At 57.0% G+C, this 21,806-nt stretch carries 23 protein-coding genes; 16 read left to right on the top strand and 7 right to left on the bottom strand.

All coding sequences use genetic code 11. The features are described from left to right. The first annotated feature begins 51 nt into the window (after nt 1–51). The 14 genes from gstA to KRZ98_RS08105 all read left to right on the top strand — a co-directional run bounded on the left by gstA (nt 52) and on the right by KRZ98_RS08105 (nt 11,459). Nucleotides 52–657, top strand: coding sequence for a glutathione transferase GstA (gstA, locus tag KRZ98_RS08170; RefSeq protein ID WP_088189936.1), 606 nt, complete (start codon nt 52–54; stop codon nt 655–657). A gap of 192 nt (nt 658–849) precedes the next feature. After that, nucleotides 850–1,689 carry an alpha/beta fold hydrolase gene (locus tag KRZ98_RS08165; RefSeq protein ID WP_088189935.1) on the top strand — a complete coding sequence of 280 codons (840 nt, stop codon included), beginning with the start codon at nt 850–852 and terminating at the stop codon, nt 1,687–1,689. 19 nt (nt 1,690–1,708) lie between these two features. Next, complete coding sequence (locus KRZ98_RS08160; protein ID WP_088189934.1) at nt 1,709–2,632, top strand: catechol 2,3-dioxygenase; 924 nt, start codon at nt 1,709–1,711, stop codon at nt 2,630–2,632. A gap of 2 nt (nt 2,633–2,634) precedes the next feature. Beyond that, nucleotides 2,635–3,066 (top strand): heme-binding protein, encoded by a 432-nt coding sequence (locus KRZ98_RS08155; protein ID WP_088189933.1) that lies wholly within the window; start codon nt 2,635–2,637, stop codon nt 3,064–3,066. A gap of 41 nt (nt 3,067–3,107) precedes the next feature. Next, complete coding sequence (locus tag KRZ98_RS08150) at nt 3,108–4,592, top strand: 2-hydroxymuconic semialdehyde dehydrogenase (protein ID WP_088189932.1); 1,485 nt, start codon at nt 3,108–3,110, stop codon at nt 4,590–4,592. Nucleotides 4,593–4,596: 4 nt separating this feature from the next. Further along, entirely contained in the window at nt 4,597–5,409 is an 813-nt protein-coding gene (locus tag KRZ98_RS08145; protein WP_088189931.1) for a 2-keto-4-pentenoate hydratase, read from the top strand. Between the two features lie 22 nt (nt 5,410–5,431). Beyond that, nucleotides 5,432–6,370, top strand: coding sequence for an acetaldehyde dehydrogenase (acetylating) (locus tag KRZ98_RS08140; RefSeq protein ID WP_088189930.1), 939 nt, complete (start codon nt 5,432–5,434; stop codon nt 6,368–6,370). Continuing rightward, on the top strand, nt 6,367–7,398 hold the full coding sequence (gene dmpG / locus KRZ98_RS08135; protein WP_088189929.1) for a 4-hydroxy-2-oxovalerate aldolase: 1,032 nt from the start codon (nt 6,367–6,369) through the stop codon (nt 7,396–7,398). The genes KRZ98_RS08140 and dmpG overlap by 4 nt, the downstream gene beginning before the upstream one ends. A gap of 10 nt (nt 7,399–7,408) precedes the next feature. Next, the gene (locus KRZ98_RS08130) at nt 7,409–8,179 is read left to right on the top strand and encodes a 2-keto-4-pentenoate hydratase (protein WP_088189972.1); all 771 of its coding nucleotides are present in this window, start codon (nt 7,409–7,411) and stop codon (nt 8,177–8,179) included. Beyond that, a complete protein-coding gene (locus tag KRZ98_RS08125) occupies nt 8,180–8,392 on the top strand; it encodes a 2-hydroxymuconate tautomerase (protein ID WP_088189928.1) in 213 nt (70 codons plus the stop codon). Beyond that, nucleotides 8,385–8,663 (top strand): 2Fe-2S iron-sulfur cluster-binding protein, encoded by a 279-nt coding sequence (locus KRZ98_RS08120; RefSeq protein ID WP_088189927.1) that lies wholly within the window; start codon nt 8,385–8,387, stop codon nt 8,661–8,663. The genes KRZ98_RS08125 and KRZ98_RS08120 overlap by 8 nt, the downstream gene beginning before the upstream one ends. Nucleotides 8,664–8,681: 18 nt before the next feature. After that, entirely contained in the window at nt 8,682–10,181 is a 1,500-nt protein-coding gene (locus KRZ98_RS08115) for an aldehyde dehydrogenase (RefSeq protein ID WP_119748693.1), read from the top strand. A gap of 22 nt (nt 10,182–10,203) precedes the next feature. Next, nucleotides 10,204–11,022, top strand: a complete 819-nt coding sequence (gene hcaB / locus KRZ98_RS08110) for a 3-(cis-5,6-dihydroxycyclohexa-1,3-dien-1-yl)propanoate dehydrogenase (protein WP_239018997.1) — start codon at nt 10,204–10,206, stop codon at nt 11,020–11,022. Between the two features lie 56 nt (nt 11,023–11,078). After that, nucleotides 11,079–11,459 carry a hypothetical protein gene (locus KRZ98_RS08105; protein WP_096063845.1) on the top strand — a complete coding sequence of 127 codons (381 nt, stop codon included), beginning with the start codon at nt 11,079–11,081 and terminating at the stop codon, nt 11,457–11,459. A 71-nt stretch (nt 11,460–11,530) separates the two neighbouring features. Here the strand turns inward: KRZ98_RS08105 and KRZ98_RS08100 are convergent, their stop codons facing one another. The 6 genes from KRZ98_RS08100 to KRZ98_RS08075 all read right to left on the bottom strand — a co-directional run bounded on the left by KRZ98_RS08100 (nt 11,531) and on the right by KRZ98_RS08075 (nt 17,764). Then, on the bottom strand, nt 11,531–12,571 hold the full coding sequence (locus KRZ98_RS08100) for a 2Fe-2S iron-sulfur cluster binding domain-containing protein (protein WP_217673112.1): 1,041 nt from the start codon (nt 12,569–12,571) through the stop codon (nt 11,531–11,533). Nucleotides 12,572–12,697: 126 nt separating this feature from the next. Then, nucleotides 12,698–13,906: an alkane 1-monooxygenase gene (locus KRZ98_RS08095; RefSeq protein WP_275542513.1), complete on the bottom strand. Its 1,209-nt coding sequence runs from the start codon at nt 13,904–13,906 to the stop codon at nt 12,698–12,700. A 31-nt stretch (nt 13,907–13,937) separates the two neighbouring features. Beyond that, on the bottom strand, nt 13,938–14,471 hold the full coding sequence (locus KRZ98_RS08090; RefSeq protein WP_254798201.1) for a 3-phenylpropionate/cinnamic acid dioxygenase subunit beta: 534 nt from the start codon (nt 14,469–14,471) through the stop codon (nt 13,938–13,940). 32 nt (nt 14,472–14,503) lie between these two features. Further along, entirely contained in the window at nt 14,504–15,871 is a 1,368-nt protein-coding gene (locus KRZ98_RS08085) for an aromatic ring-hydroxylating dioxygenase subunit alpha (RefSeq protein WP_088189921.1), read from the bottom strand. A 26-nt stretch (nt 15,872–15,897) separates the two neighbouring features. Further along, nucleotides 15,898–16,425, bottom strand: a complete 528-nt coding sequence (locus KRZ98_RS08080; RefSeq protein ID WP_088189920.1) for an aromatic-ring-hydroxylating dioxygenase subunit beta — start codon at nt 16,423–16,425, stop codon at nt 15,898–15,900. Next, a complete protein-coding gene (locus KRZ98_RS08075) occupies nt 16,418–17,764 on the bottom strand; it encodes an aromatic ring-hydroxylating dioxygenase subunit alpha (RefSeq protein ID WP_088189919.1) in 1,347 nt (448 codons plus the stop codon). Before KRZ98_RS08075 ends, KRZ98_RS08080 begins: the two co-directional genes overlap by 8 nt. Nucleotides 17,765–17,984: 220 nt before the next feature. On the opposite strand from KRZ98_RS08075, the gene KRZ98_RS08070 reads away from it, so the two are divergent. Beyond that, the gene (locus KRZ98_RS08070; protein WP_217673111.1) at nt 17,985–19,625 is read left to right on the top strand and encodes a sigma-54-dependent Fis family transcriptional regulator; all 1,641 of its coding nucleotides are present in this window, start codon (nt 17,985–17,987) and stop codon (nt 19,623–19,625) included. A 105-nt stretch (nt 19,626–19,730) separates the two neighbouring features. Beyond that, complete coding sequence (locus tag KRZ98_RS08065) at nt 19,731–20,957, top strand: NAD(P)/FAD-dependent oxidoreductase (RefSeq protein WP_088189917.1); 1,227 nt, start codon at nt 19,731–19,733, stop codon at nt 20,955–20,957. A gap of 26 nt (nt 20,958–20,983) precedes the next feature. On the opposite strand, the gene KRZ98_RS08060 is transcribed toward KRZ98_RS08065, so the two are convergent. Then, nucleotides 20,984–21,769 carry a 1,6-dihydroxycyclohexa-2,4-diene-1-carboxylate dehydrogenase gene (locus KRZ98_RS08060; RefSeq protein WP_088189970.1) on the bottom strand — a complete coding sequence of 262 codons (786 nt, stop codon included), beginning with the start codon at nt 21,767–21,769 and terminating at the stop codon, nt 20,984–20,986. Nucleotides 21,770–21,806 lie beyond the last annotated feature (37 nt).

Raw genomic sequence — 21,806 nt, 5'->3', positions numbered from 1 at the left:
AGAGATTTTTCTGCGGTCGTTTTTACTGAAAGATGCAAGAGGAGAACCACAATGCAGTTGTTCATCAGCCCCGGTGCCTGCTCGCTCGCTCCACATATTGCCCTTCTCGAAATTGGTGCGGATTTTGAAGCGGTAAAGGTCGATCTCGCCACCCGCAAGACCGACGCAGGCGACAATTTTTTGATGGTCAATTCCTCCGGGAAAGTCCCGGCCCTTGTCTTGGACAGTGGCCAAATTTTGACGGAAAATCCGGCTATTTTGCTTTATGTCGCTGATCAGAGTCCGTTATCTGGGCTGGCACCAAGCGAGGGGAGCCTTGAGCGCTATCAGTTTTTGAGCCGTCTCAACTTCCTAAGCTCTGAATTCCACAAGGCCTTTGTGCCCCTATTTGCTCCCGGAACGTCTGACGATCTCAAGGCGGCAGCAGCAGTATCGGTCCAGAATCACCTTTCTCTGCTCGAAAAGGAGCTAACCGGTCGAGATTATTACGCCGGCAATGCGTTCAGCGTTGCGGATATTTACCTGTTCGTGATGCTGGGATGGACGCGATATGTGGGGATCGATATGTCCGGCTATCCCGCGCTTGGCGCTTATTCCGGCAAGATCGGTCAGCGTCCCGCAGTGGGGGCCGCGTTCAAAGCTGAGGGATTGGACTGAGCCTTCGCAAAATGCGTCTCGCAGGCACATAATCCGCGACATGCATTCCCCATTTGCAAATGCGTTCTCTTTAGTGCAATAATGAGTAAGTCGTTTGAAGCGTTCTAAGCAATGCATTTCCCATTTTAGCGACAGAAAATAGCGGCGCAGGAGTGTAGAAAATGATAGATTGGGAGAGCTAAGGTGGCCGTAATGAAAGATGTCGCGCGCCCCGAGATCGGCACGTCGCTGGTTGTCGATGGCAGTGTAACCAACTATCATGATGTGGGAGAGGGCGCTCCGGTTCTGCTGATCCACGGATCCGGTCCCGGAGTAACCGCTTGGGCTAATTGGCGGCTAAACATGCCTGAACTTGCCAAGCGTTTCCGCGTTATCGCACCGGATATGTTTGGGTTCGGCTATTCCGATTCCAAGGGCAGGATCGAAGACAAGCAGGTCTGGGTCAGCCAGTTAGTCACCTTGCTTGACGAAATGGGTATCGACAAGGTGTCAATGGTCGGCAACTCGTTCGGCGGCGGTATTACCCTCGCTTTCATGATCGCCCATCCAGATCGCGTGGAACGGGCTGTGCTAATGGGGCCGGCGGGCATTAATTTTCCGATCACACCGGCACTGGATCAAGTCTGGGGCTATGAACCATCGGTAGAGGCCATGCGCTCTTCTCTAAAGTTTCTGGCTTGGGATCAGAGCAGGCTGACGGAAGACCTGATCCAGTCCCGGTACGAAGCGAGCGCGCGACCGGACGCGCATGAGCCCTATCACGCGACCTTTGGCGGCGAAGACCGTCAGCGCAATGTAGCGATGTTGGCAAGCCGCGAAGAAGATATTGCCGCGTTGAAGCATGAGACACTGATCCTGCACGGTCGTTTCGATCAGGTCATTCCGTTGGACTCGAGTGTGCGCATGGCAAATCTGCTGCCCCGCGCCGACTTGCAGGTGTTCGGCGAGTGCGGCCATTGGGTCCAGATCGAACGGATGGCCAGTTTCAATCGAATTGTGTCTGAATTTTTCACCAACGGCCTGAAGGCCTGATTGGACTAGGAGAACTAGAATGGCTTTGACCGGTGTACTCCGCCCTGGATATGTGCAGTTGCGGGTTCTGGACCTTGAAGAGTCCATCCTTCATTATCGCGACCGGATCGGTCTCAATCTCGTCAGCGTTGAAGGCGGTCGCGCCTTTTTCCAGGCTTTCGATGAGTTTGACCGCCACAGCATCATCCTGCGCGAGGCGGATTCGGCCGGTCTGGACAGAATGGGGTTCAAGGTCGCGAAGGATTCGGACTTGGATCATTTTGCCGAGCGCCTGCTCGATGCGGGCGTGCATGTCGATGTCATTCCGGCCGGTGAGGAACCCGGGGTTGGGCGGAAGATCCGTTTCAATACGCCAACCGGACATATGTTCGACCTTTTTGCGGAAATGGAGCTGTCCGAAACCGGACCTGCAGTCCGAAATCCCGATGTCTGGATTGCCGAACCGCGAGGAATGCGCGCGACGCGTTTTGATCATTGCGCACTCAACGGCGTGGACATTTCAGCAAGCGCCAAGATTTTCGTCGAAGCTCTGGACTTCTCAGTAACCGAGGAATTGGTCGACGAAGCCTCCGGTCAACGCCTCGGAATATTCCTGTCGTGCAGCAACAAGGCCCACGACGTCGCTTTTCTGGGATATCCGGAAGACGGCCGTATTCACCACACCTCTTTCTGCCTTGAATCCTGGCATGACGTCGGGCACGCAGCTGACATTATCAGCCGTTACGATATCTCGCTCGATATCGGGCCGACGCGCCATGGTATCACCCGCGGCCAGACGATCTATTTCTTCGACCCGTCCGGCAATCGCAACGAGACGTTCAGCGGCGGTTATTTCTACTATCCGGACAACCCACGCCGCATGTGGCAGGCCGAGAATGCCGGCAAGGCGATCTTCTATTATGAAAAGGCACTGAACGACCGCTTCATGACGGTCAATACCTGACCATGGACGGCCTGGTGACCATCCGGACAATCGGACACGCCCTTGCCGCTCAAGCGGTTTCGGCTTCGGTTGCCAAGGGACAGGAAGCCGGCTGCGCGGTCGTTGCCGCAGTCATCGGGGGAGGGGGCGATTTGGTGGCAATGCTGCGCGCGAGCGGCGCACCATTCCCCTCGTCGCAGATCGCTCAGGACAAGGCTTATACCGCTGCCAGCTTCAGGGTTTCGACCCTTGAAGTGTACCAGATGGTAGCGGGCAATCCAGCTCTGAGCACCGGTCTGGCGATTCAACCGGGAATTGTAATGTTCGGCGGAGGACTGCCGATCGTAATCGACGGCGAATTCGTCGGCGCAATCGGCGTCTCGGGTGGGTCTGAAGAACTCGATATTGCATGTGCGAACGCCGGCTTGTCAGCGATCGGCGGGCGACAGCACTAAGAAGTCTGCACATGCAGATAAGATTGGAACGAAGTAAGCAGATGAACAGCAATATGTCTAGATCCGTGACCGACACCATTCTTAATTTCATCGCGGGTTCATATCGCGAGGGCGGGGATGGCAAGACGTTTGTCAACGTTAACCCGGCGACCGGCCGGGAGATTGGCACGGTTCATGAAGCGAGCGAAGCTGACGTGGCCGACGCTGTCGCGGCGGCAAAGGCAGCGCTCAATGGTCCGTGGGGCAGTATGACGACGGCCGAACGGCTTAAACTGATTAGTGCCGTAGCCACGGAGATCGAGCGTCGTTCGGACGACTTTCTCGAGGCCGAGGTAGCCGACACGGGCAAACCGCGTCACATTGCCTCGCACATCGACATTCCTCGCGGCGCCGCGAATTTTCGCATGTTCGCCGATGTCGTTGCGACCATGCCGACTGAATCGTTCAACACGCCGACGCCTGATGGCGGGCAGGCGATCAACTATGCCGTGCGCAAGCCCAAGGGCGTGATCGCGGTGATATGCCCGTGGAATTTTCCATTGCTGCTTATGACTTGGAAGGTCGGACCCGCTCTGGCCTGCGGTAATACGGTGGTGGTCAAGCCGTCGGAAGAGACGCCCAGGACCGCGACCCTCTTGGGCGAGGTGATGAATGCAGTCGGGATGCCCGAGGGTGTGTTCAATGTCGTCCATGGTTTCGGCGCGGGTTCGGCTGGGGAATATCTGACTTCACACAAGGATGTCGACGCAATTACCTTCACCGGCGAGACCGGAACTGGCCAGGCGATCATGCAGAAGGCCGCTGTCGGGGTCCGGGACGTTTCTTTCGAGCTCGGCGGAAAGAATGCGGCGATCGTCTTTGCCGACGCCGATCTCGACAAGGCAATCGAGGGACTTTCGCGCTCGGTCTTCCTCAACACCGGCCAGGTCTGCCTTGGCACGGAGAGGGTCTATGTCGAACGTCCGCTATACGACGAATTTGTCCGGCGGATGGCGCGGGCCGCAGAGGCGTTTAGACCCGGCGCCATCGGCGATCCGGCCTATCTTGGCCCGCTGATCAGCGCGGAGCACCGAGACAAGGTCCTCAACTATTACGCGAAAGCGATAGAAGAAGGGGCAACGGTCGTGGTCGGCGGCGGGATCCCCAAGATCGATGGAGAGCACGCGGACGGCTTCTATATCGAGCCAACATTATGGACCGGCCTTGCGCACGACAGCACCGTGATGCGCGAAGAAATCTTCGGACCATGCTGCGGGGTTATTCCGTTCGACACGGAGGATGAGGTCACCGCACTGGCCAACGACACCGCTTATGGTCTGTGCGCGACGGTATGGACCGAGAATGTCTCGCGCGCGCACCGGGTGGCTGCGACCATGCGCGTGGGCGTGTGCTGGGTCAACTGCTGGTTCCTGCGCGATTTGCGCACGGCATTTGGCGGATCGGGTCAATCCGGGATCGGCCGGGAGGGGGGCGTCCATAGCCTCGAATTCTACACTGAAACCGCAAATATCTGCCTGAAGCTTTGAGATCATGAACATGGAAAGCACGATAGACCCTCAGGTCATTCAACAAGCCGCCGAATTGTTGCGCGGCGCAGCGATAAGCGGAACGCCCGTAACGCCGGTACGCGATCTCATATCGGCCGGTGGCGTTGATGCGGCCTATGCCGTGCAGGAGGTCAATACGCGACACTATCTCGACAGCGGTCGAAGGCTGGTTGGCCGCAAGATCGGCCTTACTTCGCTTGCGGTCCAAAGGCAGCTTGGTGTCGATCAGCCCGATTACGGTATGCTGTTTGCCGATATGGACGTTCCCGAGGGCATACCGATCTCACTTAATCAGGTCATTCAACCCAAGGTTGAGGCGGAGATCGCCATCGTCATCGGCCGCGACCTTCTCTATCCGGACCTTACGACTGCCGAAATGATCCGAGCGGTGGAATATGTCGTGCCGGCGATCGAGATCGTCGATAGCCGTGTAGCCAACTGGGACATTCGCATCTGGGATACTGTGGCCGATAATGCCTCCAGCGGCCTGTTTGTGCTGGGAGCCGTCCCGCGCAAACTCGAGGCGCTCGACTTGCGCGAGTGCGGAATGGTCATGGAGATCAAGAGTGAGCCTGTTTCAGTCGGGGCAGGCATCGCCTGCCTGGGCAGCCCGATCACCGCATCGTTGTGGCTGGCGCGGGTCATGGCGCGCGTCGGGCGTCCGTTGCTCGAAGGCGACGTGATCCTGTCGGGCGCACTCGGGCCCATGGCGGGGGTGAGCCGCGGCGATGTTGTGGAAGCAAGAATTAACGGAGTCGGAACGGTACGGGCGGCCTTCGCCGCCGACGCCGTCTGAAGATTGGAAGAGAAACAAGCATATGGCAAAGATGAAGTGTGCGATCATCGGCTCGGGAAATATTGGTACTGATCTGATGATCAAGTTGCTGAAAGGTTCGGACAGGCTCGAACTCGCCGTAGTGGTTGGCATCGACCCGGCTTCAGAGGGTCTCGCTATGGCCCGCGAGCGAGGAGTGACGACTACGCACGATGGCATCGAGGGGCTACGCAAGCTTCCAGTCTATCCAGAAATTGGCATCGTCTTTGATGCTACCTCGGCTTACGCTCACAAGGAGCACGACGCCGCTCTGCAAAAGGACGGCAAGCTGGTCGTCGACCTGACACCTGCTGCGCTGGGGCCGTTTTTCGTGCCACCGGTCGATAGCGCGCTGGATGACCATGTTCGCAACGTGAACATGGTTACCTGCGGAGGCCAGGCGACTATCCCGATCGTCGCGGCGGTGTCGCGCGTGAGCCCAGTTCATTATGCTGAGATTGTCGCATCGGTTTCGTCGCGCTCGGCGGGACCGGGTACGCGAGCCAATATCGACGAATTTACCCGGACAACGGCGAAGGCGATCGAAGTCGTCGGCGGTGCGAGCCGCGGGCGTGCGATTATCATTCTCAATCCCGCCGAACCGCCGATGATCATGCGCGACACGATCTTCACGCTGACTGATCAAGTCGATGAGGACAAGATCCGCCAGTCTGTGCAGGACATGGTGGCGACCGTTCAGTCCTATGTTCCCGGCTATCGTCTCAAGCAGGAAGTGCAGTTCGAGCGGTTCGGCTCTAATCAGCCGCTGAAAATTCCCGGCTATGGCGAGTTCGCTGGTCTGAAGACCAGCGTTTTTCTCGAAGTCGAGGGTGCGGGCGATTACCTGCCCAAATATTCGGGTAACCTCGACATCATGACCGCCGCTGCCAAAGCAGCCGGTGAAAGGCTTGCCCAGAAACACCTTGAGAAGGCGGCATCATGACTTTCGATCCCGAAACCGACAAGCTTTACATACAGGACGTCACCCTTCGTGACGGCATGCACGCCATACTTCATATGTACGGCACCGATAGCGTCCGCACGATCGCCAAGGTCCTTGACGATGCTGGTGTCGATGCTATCGAAGTATCGCACGGCGATGGCCTCAATGGCACCTCGTTCAACTATGGGTTTGGTGCCCACACTGATTGGGAATGGATCGAGGCGGCAGCCGACGTGATCAAACGGGCTGTGCTGACCACGCTGCTTGTGCCGGGCATAGGCACGGTCGAAGAACTCCGTCGCGCTTATACATTGGGCGTTCGCTCTGTGCGGGTTGCTACCCATTGCACCGAAGCGGACGTTGCCAAGCAGCATATCGGCATTGCTCGAGATCTCGGCATGGACGTCTCGGGCTTTCTCATGATGAGCCATATGATAGACGCCGAAGCTTTGGCCCAGCAAGCACTGCTGATGGAAAGTTATGGCGCGCACTGCGTCTATGTGACGGACAGTGGTGGTGCGCTCGACATGGACGGCGTGCGCGATCGGTTGCGCGCGTACGATCGCGTGCTCAAGCCGACGACCCAGCGTGGTATGCATGCCCATCACAATCTTTCATTAGGTGTCGCAAATTCAATCGTTGCCGCCCAGGAAGGAGCTGTACGGATTGACGCTAGTCTCGCCGGTATGGGAGCGGGGGCGGGCAACGCGCCGCTTGAGGTGTTCATTGCCGCCGCTGACCGCAAGGGCTGGAATCATGGATGCGATGTCATGGCGCTGATGGACGCGGCCGAAGACATTATCCGCCCGTTGCAGGATCGCCCGGTCCGGGTCGATCGCGAAACGCTCAGCCTCGGTTACGCCGGCGTCTATTCAAGCTTCCTACGCCACGCCGAAAAAGCGGCCGGGCAATATGGTCTCGATACCCGCGAGATCCTGATCGAACTGGGCAAGCGGCGCATGGTCGGCGGGCAGGAAGACATGATCGTCGATGTCGCGCTCGATCTCGTTTCCGCGCGAGCGGCATAGGTAGATGGCCATGGATAAACTTGCACGATATGCGGAAACTTTGGATGGTGCGGCGTTGGGTGCCCACGCTACACCACAGTTAACGTCCAGCGATCCGAATCTGAGTGTGGCTGATGCGTATCAGGTCCAGAAGCTCTCGGTTGATCGTCGCTTGGCGCGCGGCGAACGCCGGATCGGCGTCAAGATGGGGCTCACCAGCAGGGCCAAGATGCTGCAGGTCGGTGTCAATGAAGTAGCCTGGGGCCGTTTGACCGATGCGATGCTGATCGAGGAAGGTGCGGCGATGTCGCGCGCACGCTTCGTTCATCCTCGGGTTGAACCGGAAGTGGCCTTCCTGATGAAGGCACCGCTCTGCGGCCGGGTCACTGCCGCTCAAGCGCTCGCAGCGGTCGAAGCCATCGCACCTGCAATGGAGATCATCGACAGCCGCTACGAAAACTTCAAGTTCGCGCTTTCCGACGTGATTGCCGACAACACCTCGTCCTCCGGCCTCGTAATCGGGCCGTGGAATGATCCGACCAAGGATTTCTCGAATCTGGGTGTGATAGTCGAGATAAACGGACAGGTGATAGAGGTCGGTTCGACCGCCGCCATCCTGGGTCACCCCCTTCGATCGCTCGTCGCAGCAGCGCGGCTCGTCGCCGAAGGCGGGGAAGGGATTTCGGCAGGTGATATTGTCATGGCAGGCGGGATTACCGCCGCGCCAACGCTCGCGCCGGGCCAGACTGTACGCACGACAATTCAAGGGCTTGGTTCTGTTATGTTCCGGGTGGAGGCGTAAATGCCGATCATCGAAGTAAATCTGCTCGAAGGGCGATCGGCTGAGGACAAGGAGCGACTGATTCACGCACTTACCGAGGCAGCGATAAGTTCCATTGCTGCGCCCCGTGAATCTGTGCGGATTATCTTGCGGGAGATGCAAGCGGAACATTTTGCGGTGGGTGGGCTATCATTTGCAGCGAAGGCCGCGGAAGCGGCATTGCGTGATGCCTGAACCCTATGAGATTCGTATAGTGGGCGGAGCGCACTTCCGTTGTGCGGCGGACGAACGGGTTCTAATCGCGATGGAGCGATGCGGAGAGAATGACATAGGAGTAGGTTGCCGGGGTGGCGGCTGTGGTATTTGCCGCATCAGGGTCGTCGATGGCGATTACCGAACCGGTAAGATGAGTACGGCGAGAGTCTCCGAGGCAGAACGGGAAGCGGGCTTTGCTCTTGCTTGCCGATTGTTTCCGGCGAGTGACCTTTTGATCGAAGTTGGATAAATTCTAAGGAGAGTTGCGATGGCTACCCAGTTGAAGAGCGACACAAACGACTACGGAATCAAGAGTGAATATGGCCACTTTATCGGGGGAGAGTGGATCGCCGGTGACAGCGGTAAGACAATTGACCTAGTCAACCCTGCAACCGGACAGATCCTTACCAAGATCCAGGCCGGCAATGCAAAGGATGTCGAACGCGCAGTTGCTGCCGCTAAAGGCGCTTTCCCTAAGTGGTCGGAAAGCTCGCCCGCTGAGCGTCAGGATATTCTGATAGAGGTCGCCCGGCGGCTTAAGGCACGGCATCAGCATTACGCAACGCTCGAAACGCTGAACAACGGCAAGCCTATCCGCGAATCGATGTATTTTGACATGCCGCAGGCTATCGGCCAATTTGAACTGTTCGCCGGAGCGGCCTATGGCCTTCATGGACAGACCATGGATTATCCTGACGCCGTGGGCATCGTTCATCGCGAGCCGCTGGGGGTCTGTGCTCAGATCATCCCCTGGAACGTGCCGATGCTTATGATGGCGTGCAAGATTGCCCCCGCCCTTGCTTCGGGTAACACGGTAGTGCTCAAACCTGCAGAGACGGTATGCCTGTCAGTGATCGAATTCTTCGTGGAAATGGCCGATCTTCTGCCGCCGGGCGTTATCAACGTGGTCACCGGTTACGGCGCTGACGTTGGCGAGGCGCTTGTCACTCACGAGGACGTCCGTAAGGTGGCGTTCACCGGTTCGGTGGGAACGGCCCGCCGGATCATGCAGTATGCTTCGATCAATATTATCCCGCAGACGCTGGAATTGGGCGGCAAATCCGCTCACATCGTCTGTGCCGATGCCGATATCAATGCTGCGGTCGAAAGCGCGACGATGTCCACCGTGCTGAACAAGGGCGAGGTTTGCCTGGCGGGTTCGCGTCTCTTCCTGCACGAAACGATCCAGGAAGAGTTCCTGGCCAAGTTCAAGGTGGCACTAGAAGGCATTCGTCAGGGCGATCCGCTTGATTTCGCGACGCAACTCGGCGCGCAGGCGTCGAAGATGCAGATGGACAAGGTCGAGAGCTATCTCAATATGGCGACCGAAGAAGGTGCTACCATTTTGACTGGCGGCACCCGTAATGCCAGCCTTGCAGATGGGCATTTCATCATGCCGACGGTCTTTACCAACGTCAACAACTCGATGCGCATCGCGCGCGAGGAGATTTTCGGGCCCGTCACCAGTGTCATCAGTTGGAAAGACGAGGAGGAGATGATGAAGGCGGCCAACGATACGAACTATGGCCTCGCTGGGGGCATCTGGACCCGCGACATTATGCGTGCGCACCGCCTGGCGCGTAAGCTCGAAACCGGCACAGTGTGGATCAACCGCTATTACAATCTTAAGGCAAATATGCCGCTGGGCGGCTACAAACAGAGTGGTTTCGGTCGTGAATTCAGTCATGAAGTACTCAATCATTACACCCAGACCAAATCGGTCGTGGTTAACCTGCAGGAAGGTCGCACTGGTATGTTCGATCAGTAATTTCTGACCGATCGACACGTAAATGGTGGAGGAGAAGGCATTGTCTGCAAGGCTTGATGGACAGGTGGCGTTGCTGACCGGTGGCGCAACTGGGATCGGGGCAGCGGTCGTCGCCCGATATATAGAGGAGGGCGCCAGGGTAGGTGTCCTCGTCAGGGGTGAAGACCAGGCCAAACTCGTGCGTTCGCGCCACGGCGACAAGGTTGTGGTGGTGGTGGGAGACGTGCGGTCCTATGCGGACAATGCCCGCGCCGTGGCGGAAACTGTCAGGGCATTCGGAAAGCTTGATGTCTTTGTCGGAAATGTTGGGATCTGGGATTTTATGGTGCCGCTAGAGCAGCAGGAGCCCGAACAGCTTGCTAAGGTCTTTGATGAAATCTTTGATGTAAATCTGAAAGGCTATTTTCTAGGTGCCCGGGCGGCCATTCCTGAACTCAGGAAGGTTAAGGGCAGCATCATTTTCACCGCCTCGACTTCGAGCTACTATACCGGTGGGGGAGGCACGTTGTACGTTGCGTCGAAACACGCCGTTCTTGGCCTGGTCAAGCAACTGGCTTGGGAACTAACGCCCGACATCAGGGTCAACGGTGTTGCGCCGGGCGGGACACGCACCCCGCTCAGCGGTGCGATGACCGGAGGTTTTTCAGACACGAAAATGGAACAGATGCCGGGGCTTGACGTCCTGATATCCGAAATGACCCCGCTTGGGCGGATCGCGGAGCCTGCCGATCACGCAGGTCTGTACGCCCTCTTGGCCTCGCGGCGGGACTCTTCATACGTGACCGGAACGGTGCTGCTTAGCGATGGCGGCATCGGCATCGGTAAGCGCCCTCAAGGTTGAACAGCATACAACTGGCCTAAGGCCGTTAATAGCAAGCACATCGGAGGGAAACGGCCATGGCTGAGAGATTTCAATTTTCTGATCTTCTCATCATTTCGGGAGTCATGGGCGCTGCTAGGTGGAAGCCGACCCATCTAGGCCCAACGGTATCTCCCCCTCAACTCGTGGAATTCGGCGGCAATCTGACGAGAGATCGTGCGGAACGAATGATGGCGCATGCCGAAGCTGGAGGGCTTGCGATTTATGGGATTGGCCAGCTGAGCTACCATCGGGCGCCGGTCGATAAGACGGTGGTTTATCCAATCGACGCTTTTTATGCCCACGGTCAATATACGTCCGTTATTGCTACTATGAACCGTGTTGCCGTACTGCTCGATAACACTCAAAAAGTGGATGTCCAGGAATTGGCTGGAAAGATGATCCGGGTCGATAACTGATTTGTTTCGATGTCACCCTCTGCCATAGCCGCGATCGACAGGGGGCTTGAGAGCGGTCCCTACCATGTCGGCTAACGTACGTCGCTGCGGTCCACGAAACGGTCTGCGGAGATCGCATCGGGAGCTAACCCGGCCTCGAGTAATTCTGCTTCCGCGAGGTCAACCATGGCGGGCGGTCCGCAAAGATAGGCCTCATACCGCATCTCAATTGGGAGTTCAGCAATCTGCTGGGTCACCGGACCTCTGGCGCCCTGCCAAGGGCTATCGGCCGCCTCGTCAGAAAGCACCGGGATGAAATCGAATGGCCCCCTCCAGGTGGCCTTGAGTCTCCCGATTTCATCAAGACAATAAAGGTTGGTCCGGGTTCTTGCGCCATAAAGAAGCGTTACCGGCCGCGTCGCCCCCAGCGCAAGTGCTTCCTGTAATATGGAGATGATAGGCGCAAGGCCGCTGCCGCCTGCAATGCACAGAATGGGCGCTGCGCTTTGCTTCAGGTGGAACGCGCCATAGGGTGCTCTCAACGTCAAAGAAGCCCCGACCCGATCATCTGCGAACAGCCAGTCCGTGAACGCGCCGCCCGGGACATGGCGGACGTGGAATTGCAAGTTCCGGGTCGAGCCTGCTATGGGAGCGAAAGCGAACGAATAGCTTCGTAGACCATCCACACCCGGCGCACCAATATCTGCATACTGACCAGGGACGAAGGAAAGCGGCCGGTCCAGCTCGACCGTAAGATTGATAATGTCAGGGCAAAGCCGAGGAACTGACACGATTGTTGCGCGATAGTCGTCCACGGTTTGCTGGACCGTCAGTGGCGCGTCGAGTGCAATCGTCAAGTCTGACCGGGGTATCGCTTGACAGGCTAGCCTGTATCCAGCGAGCAACTCATCACGTTCCAGAGCCAGCGCCGAAGGACTGAGCTCCCTTATTTTGCCGTCAAGAAGCTTGAACTTGCACGTGCCGCAGGACCCGACTTTACAATCATGAGGCATCGCCAAGCCCTCTGTAAGCATGGCTTCGAGCAACGTCTTGTCTCGAGCGACCAGCAGTGTCCGGGCTTCCGAGGCAAAGATTACCTTGTTGGGTGGGGGCTTCTTCAAGAAGGAAAACATAAAGCGGATCTACTATGTTGAGTGAGGGCGGTGCGGTGAAGACAAGGGAGCGTCATCCCATAAGGATGACGCTCAGTTCACATAGAGACAATCAAACGCGTACGTCTCCATGCGGGGTGGACTGTTTCATGCAGTGGCGAGCCACTGCGGCCAGCCGGCCTGCGCATTCGCGGCATCTGCCAACTTGCGCTCGCCGGGCGATGCGAACCTTGTATCCCAGTCTTTCAGACGCGGCTGGGCTATGAACCGGTGCCAGATCGGAGGGACAAGTCCGCAGAGGAAACACAGGAACAATGACGGCATCTGCGGCGCGTCGCACTCGGGTTGGAGTTCGTAGAACGGTGTGTGGCCATCGAGGTGGTGGTTGATGTGGTTTGTAATCTCCACCCCGATCGGACGGGAGATCATGCCCAGATGGTTCCAGGCATGATGCTTGGCGATGGGTTCGCCTTCAATCCGGATCAGCCCGTAGTGCTGGAAGTAATTGAAGCCTTCGATCAACATTTTGGCGAGAAAAATGGCGACAGCAGTGGCGATACCAGCAACAGGCCCCGCGAGTAAGGTTGCCCCGCCAACAATTGTGCCAAGCAGGATTGGGAGTAGCCACATCGCGTTGCGCCAGCTCCACGTCGAATAGCCCATGCGTGAGAGCATTTCGCCCTGTTTTTCCCAAGTATCACGATAAGAACCCCACGTCGCCGAAAGGACGAAGCTGTAGATCGTCTGCCCTCGGGGCGGCGTGTCGCTATCCTTCTGCGTGTCTAGGTGGACGTGATGGGTGACGATATGCGCGATATCGCGATTGGGGTCGCCGTAAAAGGCGCTAAGCCCCTTGGCGAGAGCGCGCGGGAACCAGTGCCGACGGTGCATGAGTTCGTGCGCCACGGGCAAGGTGGGAACCGAGGATAGCCAGGCAAGGCTGGCGATCGACCCAGCCAATTGCCAGGATGAACTCGGTGCCCCCCAAATTAGGTTGGAGCCTGATTCAACAGAGTAGGCAAAAGCGAGATAGAGCGCAATCATCAGCGGAAAATGCAAGTAGATAGCGAAATCCGCAGCGGCCGATATGCCGCGCACGCGCATCTTGCGATCACTAGGCAAGGCGATGTCCAGCAGCATGAGCACAGGGAATGTACCAATGCCGAGCCACACAAATGGCCCGCCAAGGACAAATCCGGCGATGGCCGCGAGTGTAACCATAGGCACCAGATAATATCGCAGTGCGTCCATTTCATCTCTCCATCCGAAAGACAGCAAACAATTCAGACCAAAGGAATGAATCGGGCGGTCAGAAATCATCCCGTCATCATCAATTTTGTTAACGGCGACCAGCACAGCTTGCTTAATACCGTAAGCTATAGGCTGATTAGAGAAAGATGTTAAGATTTTTACTGAGGAGAACATTATGCTTTAGAATGATACGACGCATCACTAACTGAAAACTATTTTCTACTTCACGCCAGATATCGATACGGTTGCCGATCAGCGAGTCTTCCTCGCGTTCATTACGATTGCGATATGCATAGAAGTTGGAGAAAACCTGGTACTCGCCGGGTATTGCGGTCAGTTCTACCTCAACATTTGTAATGATGTGAGTATAACGCGTGGCGGGATCCTCGGACCAGGCAGTACCTGTTTCCAATCGAGAGAGACGTTTCTTAATTTCGGTAAGATTATCATTATAATAGGCCATCCTGGTCAAGTCCTTGACCTGGTCTGTTTTGTCACGGCGATAGCGAGTCTCGATGCCAGGCATATGGTAAAGCAAATCGTCGGCCAGCAGCTTGACCCAATCGACGTAATTTTCTTCGTCGAGCATCCGCGCTTCGCGGTATAGCGTCTGTGTCAAACTATGCGTCTGTTCAACGGAGGCGCTCTGTCCAGTGGTTGGACGTTCCAATGTAGCATTCTGTATCATTGCAGTGATCCTTTTCAGAGCGCGAACAGGCCGGGGAGATTGCGTGTATCGCCAACGCCGGAAAGGCGAGGTTCCGGCCGTTGGGGCATCGTGTCCAGCTTGTCGGCCTCCATCATATCGAGCCACCGCTGGTAAAAGCCCCGCTGGTTGGCATCGTTATATTGCCCGCGGTAAACGATACCCGGAAGCGTATCATGGTCGATCTGGCGTGAAATACCGCAACGGTAGTGCAGGCGTTCGTGACGCGTGATTACACCACGGTTTACGGTGGTGCAGTTGCTCCAGTTCTCACCATCATCCATCTCGAACGTGCCTCCCGGGCCAAAGGTTTGCATGACCCCCTTTGTGATTTCATCCTTGATGTCATCAGGCATCGTCTTGTTGACGATCACCCAAGTCTTAAGCTCGAATTCCATAGGGCCTTTGGGCTGCCACTGCCGGAAGGTCGAAATACCTGGCAGGAACGATACGTTGGGGAAGATCGAGGCAGAAGCGACCGATCCGAAGATCTTTGAGCGCATTTCACCAAGCCGTTGGGCCATCTTCGGGCGAATTCTCTCATAATATTCGAGAACTTTCGGTCGGCCCAGCAGGAACAGGTCGCCCACACCTTCGGTGCCAAACTCCCACCCATGGCCATTGACGCTGGCATGGTAGGAATTTTCCATATCGATCGGCGGAAAGGGCTCGCCGTTGTTCATCGAGCGGCAGCCTGAATCATGCGTCCATCCAGCATGGTAGGCGTCGCCGATGAAATTTTCGACGCCAAACTTCCAGTTGGCGTTCATCACTGACTTGATGCAGCCGCCGATCAGTTCGGTGCCGCCGTCCTCGTTGTCGAGCAGCATGTCCAGATACCAGCGGAAGTCGCCCAGCCAAGCATCTAGGCTAGGACCGTCCTCGGCGAACGTCGCAAACACCAACCCCTTATAGCTGCCAACCCTGGCAACCTGCTTCAGCCCGTTCTTACGGCGATCAATATCGTTGTCGTCGTAACAATATTCCTCATGCATGCCTTTCAGATCGCCAGCAGTATCGAACGCCCAGCCGTGATAATTGCACACAAAGCGGCGGGTGTTACCTGCATCGGCGAAGCAAACTTTGTTGCCGCGATGGGGACAGGAATTCAAGAACACCCTGATCGAACCGTCGGGCTGTCGCGCGACGATTACGCCATCCTCACCCATGTGGGTTGTCAGGAAATCGCCAGCCTTAGGCAACTGACTCTCATGGGCAACGAACAGCCAGGACCGTGCGAAGATACGATAGAGCTCTTCTTCATAGATATCCGCATCACTGAAGATCCTGCGATCGAGCCAGCCTTCCTTGAGATTCATGTAACGCGAAAACTCCGGCTCACGACCGATCCGCTCAATGCGCATGTCATTCTCCTCTCAATGATTACATGTTAGAAAAATACGTTGATGTTGCTGTCGGGCAGTACCGCGTGATCAAGTGCTATTTCGCGCGCCGCCAATTTCCAGCCATCGGCATGCATACGCCAACGATCGGAGCGCCCGGCAGTAAGAACCCTTGTCAGGCCGTCGATGCGGTTGCGATGGATGACGATCACCGAGTGCACGATAGCCTCGTTTTCGGCATCCGCGCGCTCGACCTCAACATTTGAAACGACGCGGCGCACAAAATTTGGCGGATCCTCAGCCCATACAAATCCGGAGCGCAGGCGATCGATCCTCAGCTTGAGCCGCGCAAGATTCTCGTTGAAAACGACGCCGACGCCAACCGCCGCGGGCGGCGAACGATCCGCCCGGAACCGCCGTCTCTTGAGCTCCATGCGATAAGTCACATCGTTGCACATGAATTCCAACCAATCCTCGAAGCGCTCCGCGTCGAGCAGACGCGCTTCGTGGTACAGGCGCTGAGTCAGGCCGGTGACACTCTCCGTGGACATCGGAGCGACGCCCGACTCAAGCATTGATTGTCTCCTCGGCGACCACTGAATTGATGTTGTAGGTGGGAACACCGGCCCAGTTGTCAGCCTGCATATGTTCCTGCCAACGGCGGTAGAAATAACGCTGGTTGTGCTCGCTCACCAATCCGGCGGCGATGTCGCCGGGGAAACCTTCGCGCGGCCCTGAACGGTTTAGCGCCATGTTGGTGAACACGTCCATTTGCGCTGTGCGCCATCCACGGGACTGTTCGGTGCAGGCAGCAAGATTATCGCCATCGTCGTTGTCGAAGAGGCCGGCCAGGCCGAAGGTCAGGCACTGATTGTCCAGGATCGCCGCCTGTATCTCGGCGGGCATGTCGTTTTCGACCATAGCCCAGGTCCACTGCTCGATTTGGCCCGGACCCTTGGGATGATAGACCCGGAACCAGTTGAGGCCCGGCAGGAACTGCAGGTTGGGAAAGATCGTGATATTGATCTGCGAACCCCAGAGCTGCTCGCCGCGCACCTTGCCCAGCCGTTCGATCACCTGTGGACGATTGAATTCAAGATAGTCCAGCATTGGCTTTGGTTTGGGGTAGAAGGCATAGCCCGAAACCCCGTCGAGGGAGGTCAGGGCCATGTGGCCGTTCAACCCGGCAACGGAAAGCCCGCCGTCGAGATCCGTGCTCGAATTGCCGACGCTAAGACCGGCAAGATCCAGAGACTGCACCGCCCTCATCGCCCCGGCGTGCGCCCAGCCGAGATGATAGCCGTCGCCACAGACATTCTCTACTGGCAGCTTCCAATTACTGGCGAGCACCATCTTCTGGGTTTCACCGACGAGTGACGTTCCACCCGGCATTGCATCGAGCCAGACGTCGAGGAAGAATTTTGCATCGCCAAGATAGTCTTCGAGTGAAGGCGGATCGGCATCGAAACAGCCAAAGACGAGGCCTTTATACTCAGCAACGTGGGCCACGGGAACAAGGCCCAGCCTGCTGCGGTCCAACTCACCGAAATAAGCTTCTTTCTCCAGCGGTACAGCGCTGAGCGAGCCGTCCGGTGCGAACGACCAGCCATGATAATTGCAGGTAAACGCCTTCGCGTTTCCTCGGTCGGAGCGGCAGATCCTGTTGCCGCGATGCGTGCAGCTGTTCAGGAAGGCCTTGATCGTTCCGTCCTTCTGGCGAATGACGATGACATCGTCCTCGCCCATAAAGGTACGGAAATAGTCGCCAGCCTCAGGAATCTGGCTAGTATGCACGAGGAACAGCCAGCACCGCCCGAAGATGCGTTCGAGCTCCTGCCGGTAAAGTTCCTCGCTCGAATATATCGCCCGCGATTGACGGCCCGTTGCCGTATCGACCAGTCCGGAAACATCCATTCTGTCTTCCCTCTCCCAATGTCCGCCGTCAGATTCTCGCGGTCAGCGCGCTCCGACGCCTGTTCCAAGTGTTGTTAGCATGAACCGTGCCAAATCATGGAACAGCGTATTTCCAGGAAGATTGCGCAGATGGGGTATCGCAGCCACCCGAAATATCGACATATTTGTCGAATGCTGGGACTTCTATGGCAGCCAGTGGCCATATATGTTATGACGAGCCATGAAGCATCTCCCCACATATGCCGATTTGACAAGCCGACTGCGGTTCTCGCCCGAACAGGGCCGCATCTGGCGTGACAGCGAACGTTGCGTTTTGCTCAGTAACTCGGCGCTGACCATGTTGCGGAACGCGATGGTCGTCCAGTTGGGTCTCGCCAGCGCGCGGCAGCTATTTTGGGAGTTAGGTTTCGCGGAAGGCGCGCGGTGTGCCGTGGAGGCAAAAAATCTTCGGCCCAACCGTGATTTTCTCGAAGCCTTTTCAGTGGGTCCGCAGGCTCATGCGTTGACCGGGTTCGGCTGGACCGAAATCGAAACTTTGGACAGCGACCTTGCAAGCGGCCATTTCGAAGGGCGTTTCCTGGTCCACGATTCGATCGAGGCGGGAATCCACCTTGCTACCGAAGGGATCAGCGCCGATCCGGTGTGCTGGTTGCAGACCGGTTTCGCCAGCGGGTTTGCCAGTACATTTGCTGGACAGTCGATAATCATGCGCGAAATCGAGTGTCAGGGGATGGGTGATCCGGTCTGCGTGCTCCATGCTAAACCAGAATCCGAATGGTCCGGCCTGGAGGATACGGAAAGGGCCGTGGTTCCGCTCGTGTCGGCTGGAGGTCAATGCCCAGAAACTGACTTTGTCGCCGGCGTATCTGCGGGCTTTCACGCAGTACGTAATCTAATCGAGCGGGCGGCGGGAACCGACGCCAGTCTGCTGTTCCTGGGGGAAACCGGCGTCGGCAAGGAGGTGTTTGCCAAGATGGCCCACCAACTTAGCCTTCGTCGAGATGCGCCTTTTGTCGCTCTGAATTGTGCTGCGATTCCTGAAGGTTTGATCGAAGCGGAACTATTTGGCGTGGCCAAGGGGGCTTTTACAGGAGCCGTGGCCAACCGGCTGGGGCGCTTCGAACTCGCCAACGGCGGCACGCTGTTTCTTGACGAGATTTCGATGCTCTCGCCATTGGCCCAAAGCAAAGTTTTGCGGGCAGTTCAGGAGGGCGAATTCGAACGGGTAGGAGACACCAAGACAATCCATGTGAATGTCCGCCTTATCGCCGCGTCGAATATTGATCTAGAGGCTGCTATGGCTGCGGGTGCCTTCCGGCCCGATCTGTATTTCCGCCTTTCTACGCTTCCGATACGTGTTCCGCCCTTGCGGGAGCGCAGGGAAGATATTCCGCGTCTGATGGAACATTTCCGGGCCAAATATGCCAGGCGCCACAGGCGTGCGGTTCAAGGTTTCACAGCGCGCTCGATTAACGCGCTGCTGATGCATGATTATCCGGGAAATGTGAGGGAATTGGAGAGAATGGTAGAGCGCGCCGTTCTCCTTGCCGACGAAGCTGGTGCTATTGACTTGGGGCATATTTTCATCGGGTCTGATCGGCTGCACGTCAAAAGCGGACTTGCTTTGAACGAGAAGGGCCACCTCGTCGGAGCGGATGCGCAGCAGGAAGAGACACTATCGATCGAGCAGCTTGCTGGCTTGATGCGTCAAAAGGGTGAAACGCTTGCGTCGATAGAACGTGTCATCGTACAGGCTGCAGTTGAAGCCACTGGTGGCAACGTTGCTCAAGCGGCCAGAGATTTGGGGCTGACACGTCGGCAACTTGCCTTCAAGCTCGAGAAAATGCACCGACCCGACTGATGCTGCTGTTGACGCTTCTTAACCAATTGTATAATGTGCAATGGTAGATACATATTAGAATAGATTTTAGGGTATGGATGTGTCCATCGAACTGGGAGGTAATAATTGCGATCGGTAGCGATAGTAGGTGCCAATCTCGCTGGTGGGCGAGCGGCAGAGGCGCTGCGGCAGGCTGGATTCGACGGTCGGATATCGCTGATCGGTGAGGAGCCTTTGAGGCCCTACGAACGGCCGCCTTTATCAAAGGAGTTCCTTTGGAATACTTCCCAAGCTCCAGCCAATTTTTTCCTGCAGGATGAAGAATGGTACGCCCAGAACAGGATCGATCTGCTGCTTAATACACGGGTCGAATCACTGGATTTGACCGGGGGCGGAGTGCGCCTGGCGGGCGGGCAGATGGTCATCGCTGACAAGGTACTGCTAGCGACCGGTGGACACGCCCGCAAGCTCAACTTAGCAGGCGCTGAATGCTCCAACGTGCATTATCTGCGCACTTGTGAAGACGCCGCCAGAATGGCCGTCGATCTTCGGCCGGGGGCGCGGGTCGTCATCGTGGGGATGGGCGTGATTGGCGCTGAAGTGGCCGCTAGTGCGATCAAGCTGGGCTGTGATGTGACCGTAGTTGAGCCGTTGGCGGCGCCGATGGAGCGGGCGCTTGGCAAGCGGTTCGGGCAGTGGCTCGGCAATGAGCACCGCAAGCGAGGCGTCAAAACTCATTTCAACCGAGGCGTAACGGGATTCAAATTCGCGAACGAGCGTGTCTCCGCTGTCGAGATAGACGACGGCACTCTCATCCCCTGCGATGCTGTCGTTGTCGGAGTGGGGATCATTCCCGCAACGTCTCTTGCGATTGACGCAGGTTTGACAGTGAACAACGGGATCGTTGTCGATCGTCGATGCCAGACCAGTAATCCGGCGGTATTTGCCGCAGGTGATGTGGCCGAGCAGGATGGTTTTTTTGGCGGACGCTTCCGGCAGGAAACATATCAGAACGCGGTCGACCAAGCTCAGGCTGCAGCCTTGGCTATGCTGGGCCATGAGGTCGCTTACTGTAAGCCGATGTGGTATTGGAGCGATCAGTTCGATTTGAACATTCAGTTTTCGGGACAAATTCCGGTGCAGGCAGAAATCGTCGTTCGCGGGGATATCGAAAGCAACGCTTTCGTTGCTTTCTTCCTGTCAGACAAAATCATTGACGGCGTCCTCACCGTCAACAGGGCCGCTGATATGGGGATAGGCAAGCGACTTGTCGAACGTCGGTTGAGCGCCGGCGCGGATCGGCTAGGCGATACAGGCGTGTCTTTACGCGAATTGCTCCAGCAGGCAGCTTAGCCATTTTTTGGCTAAGCTGAGGGTTCTTATCCGATCCCTCCGCCTGCAACGAATAGAGTCTGCCCGGTGATATAGGACGCTTCCTCAGAGGCGAAAAAGCAAATTGCTGCGGCGAGTTCCTCGGGTTCGCCGAACCGGGCCATTGGGGTGTCGCGCACGGTCTGCTCCATGACCTTTACAAAGCCTGATTTCACAGCATCGGTCATCGGAACAGGATCGCGTGGCGTTACACGCGTCACATTGACACCGCCCGGCGCAACGCAGTTGATGCGAACTCCGCTCGTTTCCAGTTCAAGCGATAAAGCGGCAGTCAATGCAGCGACCCCACCCTTGGCCGCAGCATAAGGCACCCGGTTTACGCCGCGCGTGGCGACAGAACCGATGTTGACAATGGAACCGCGCCCGGCTGCCAACATAAAGGGTAAAACGGCGTGGCAGGACCAAAGAGTCGGCCACAATGACCGGTTTATTTCAGCTATGATCTCGTCTGATGTATAGTCCCAGTAGGGTTTGGCCCAAATAGTACCGCCAACGTTGTGAACCGCCACATCGATTCTTCCGAAGCGATCGGCAACCAGCCGGTACAGTTCGACGGCCCCCTCGCAAGTCTCTAGGTCGAAGTTGGCGGCGTGGACATTCGCGCCACTGGTCTGCAGCCGTTCGACCGCAGCCCGCGTAGCCTCAACGGCGCGGTCGGCGATGATTACGATCGCACCCTCTTCCGCCATGCGTGTGGCGGTGGCTAGCCCGATCCCCTGCGCTCCACCCGTCACGACTGCGACTTGTTTATCGAACCGTCTTGTCGAAGTCATAATTAGGGCGTCCATCCTTAGCGAGCTCACGCAACGA

The organism is Sphingobium sp. AS12, from assembly GCF_019097845.1.
Taxonomy (GTDB): Bacteria; Pseudomonadota; Alphaproteobacteria; order Sphingomonadales; family Sphingomonadaceae; genus Sphingobium.
The sequence above is the reverse complement of the archived record's forward strand: the minus strand, read 5'-3'. Positions and strand labels throughout refer to the sequence as shown.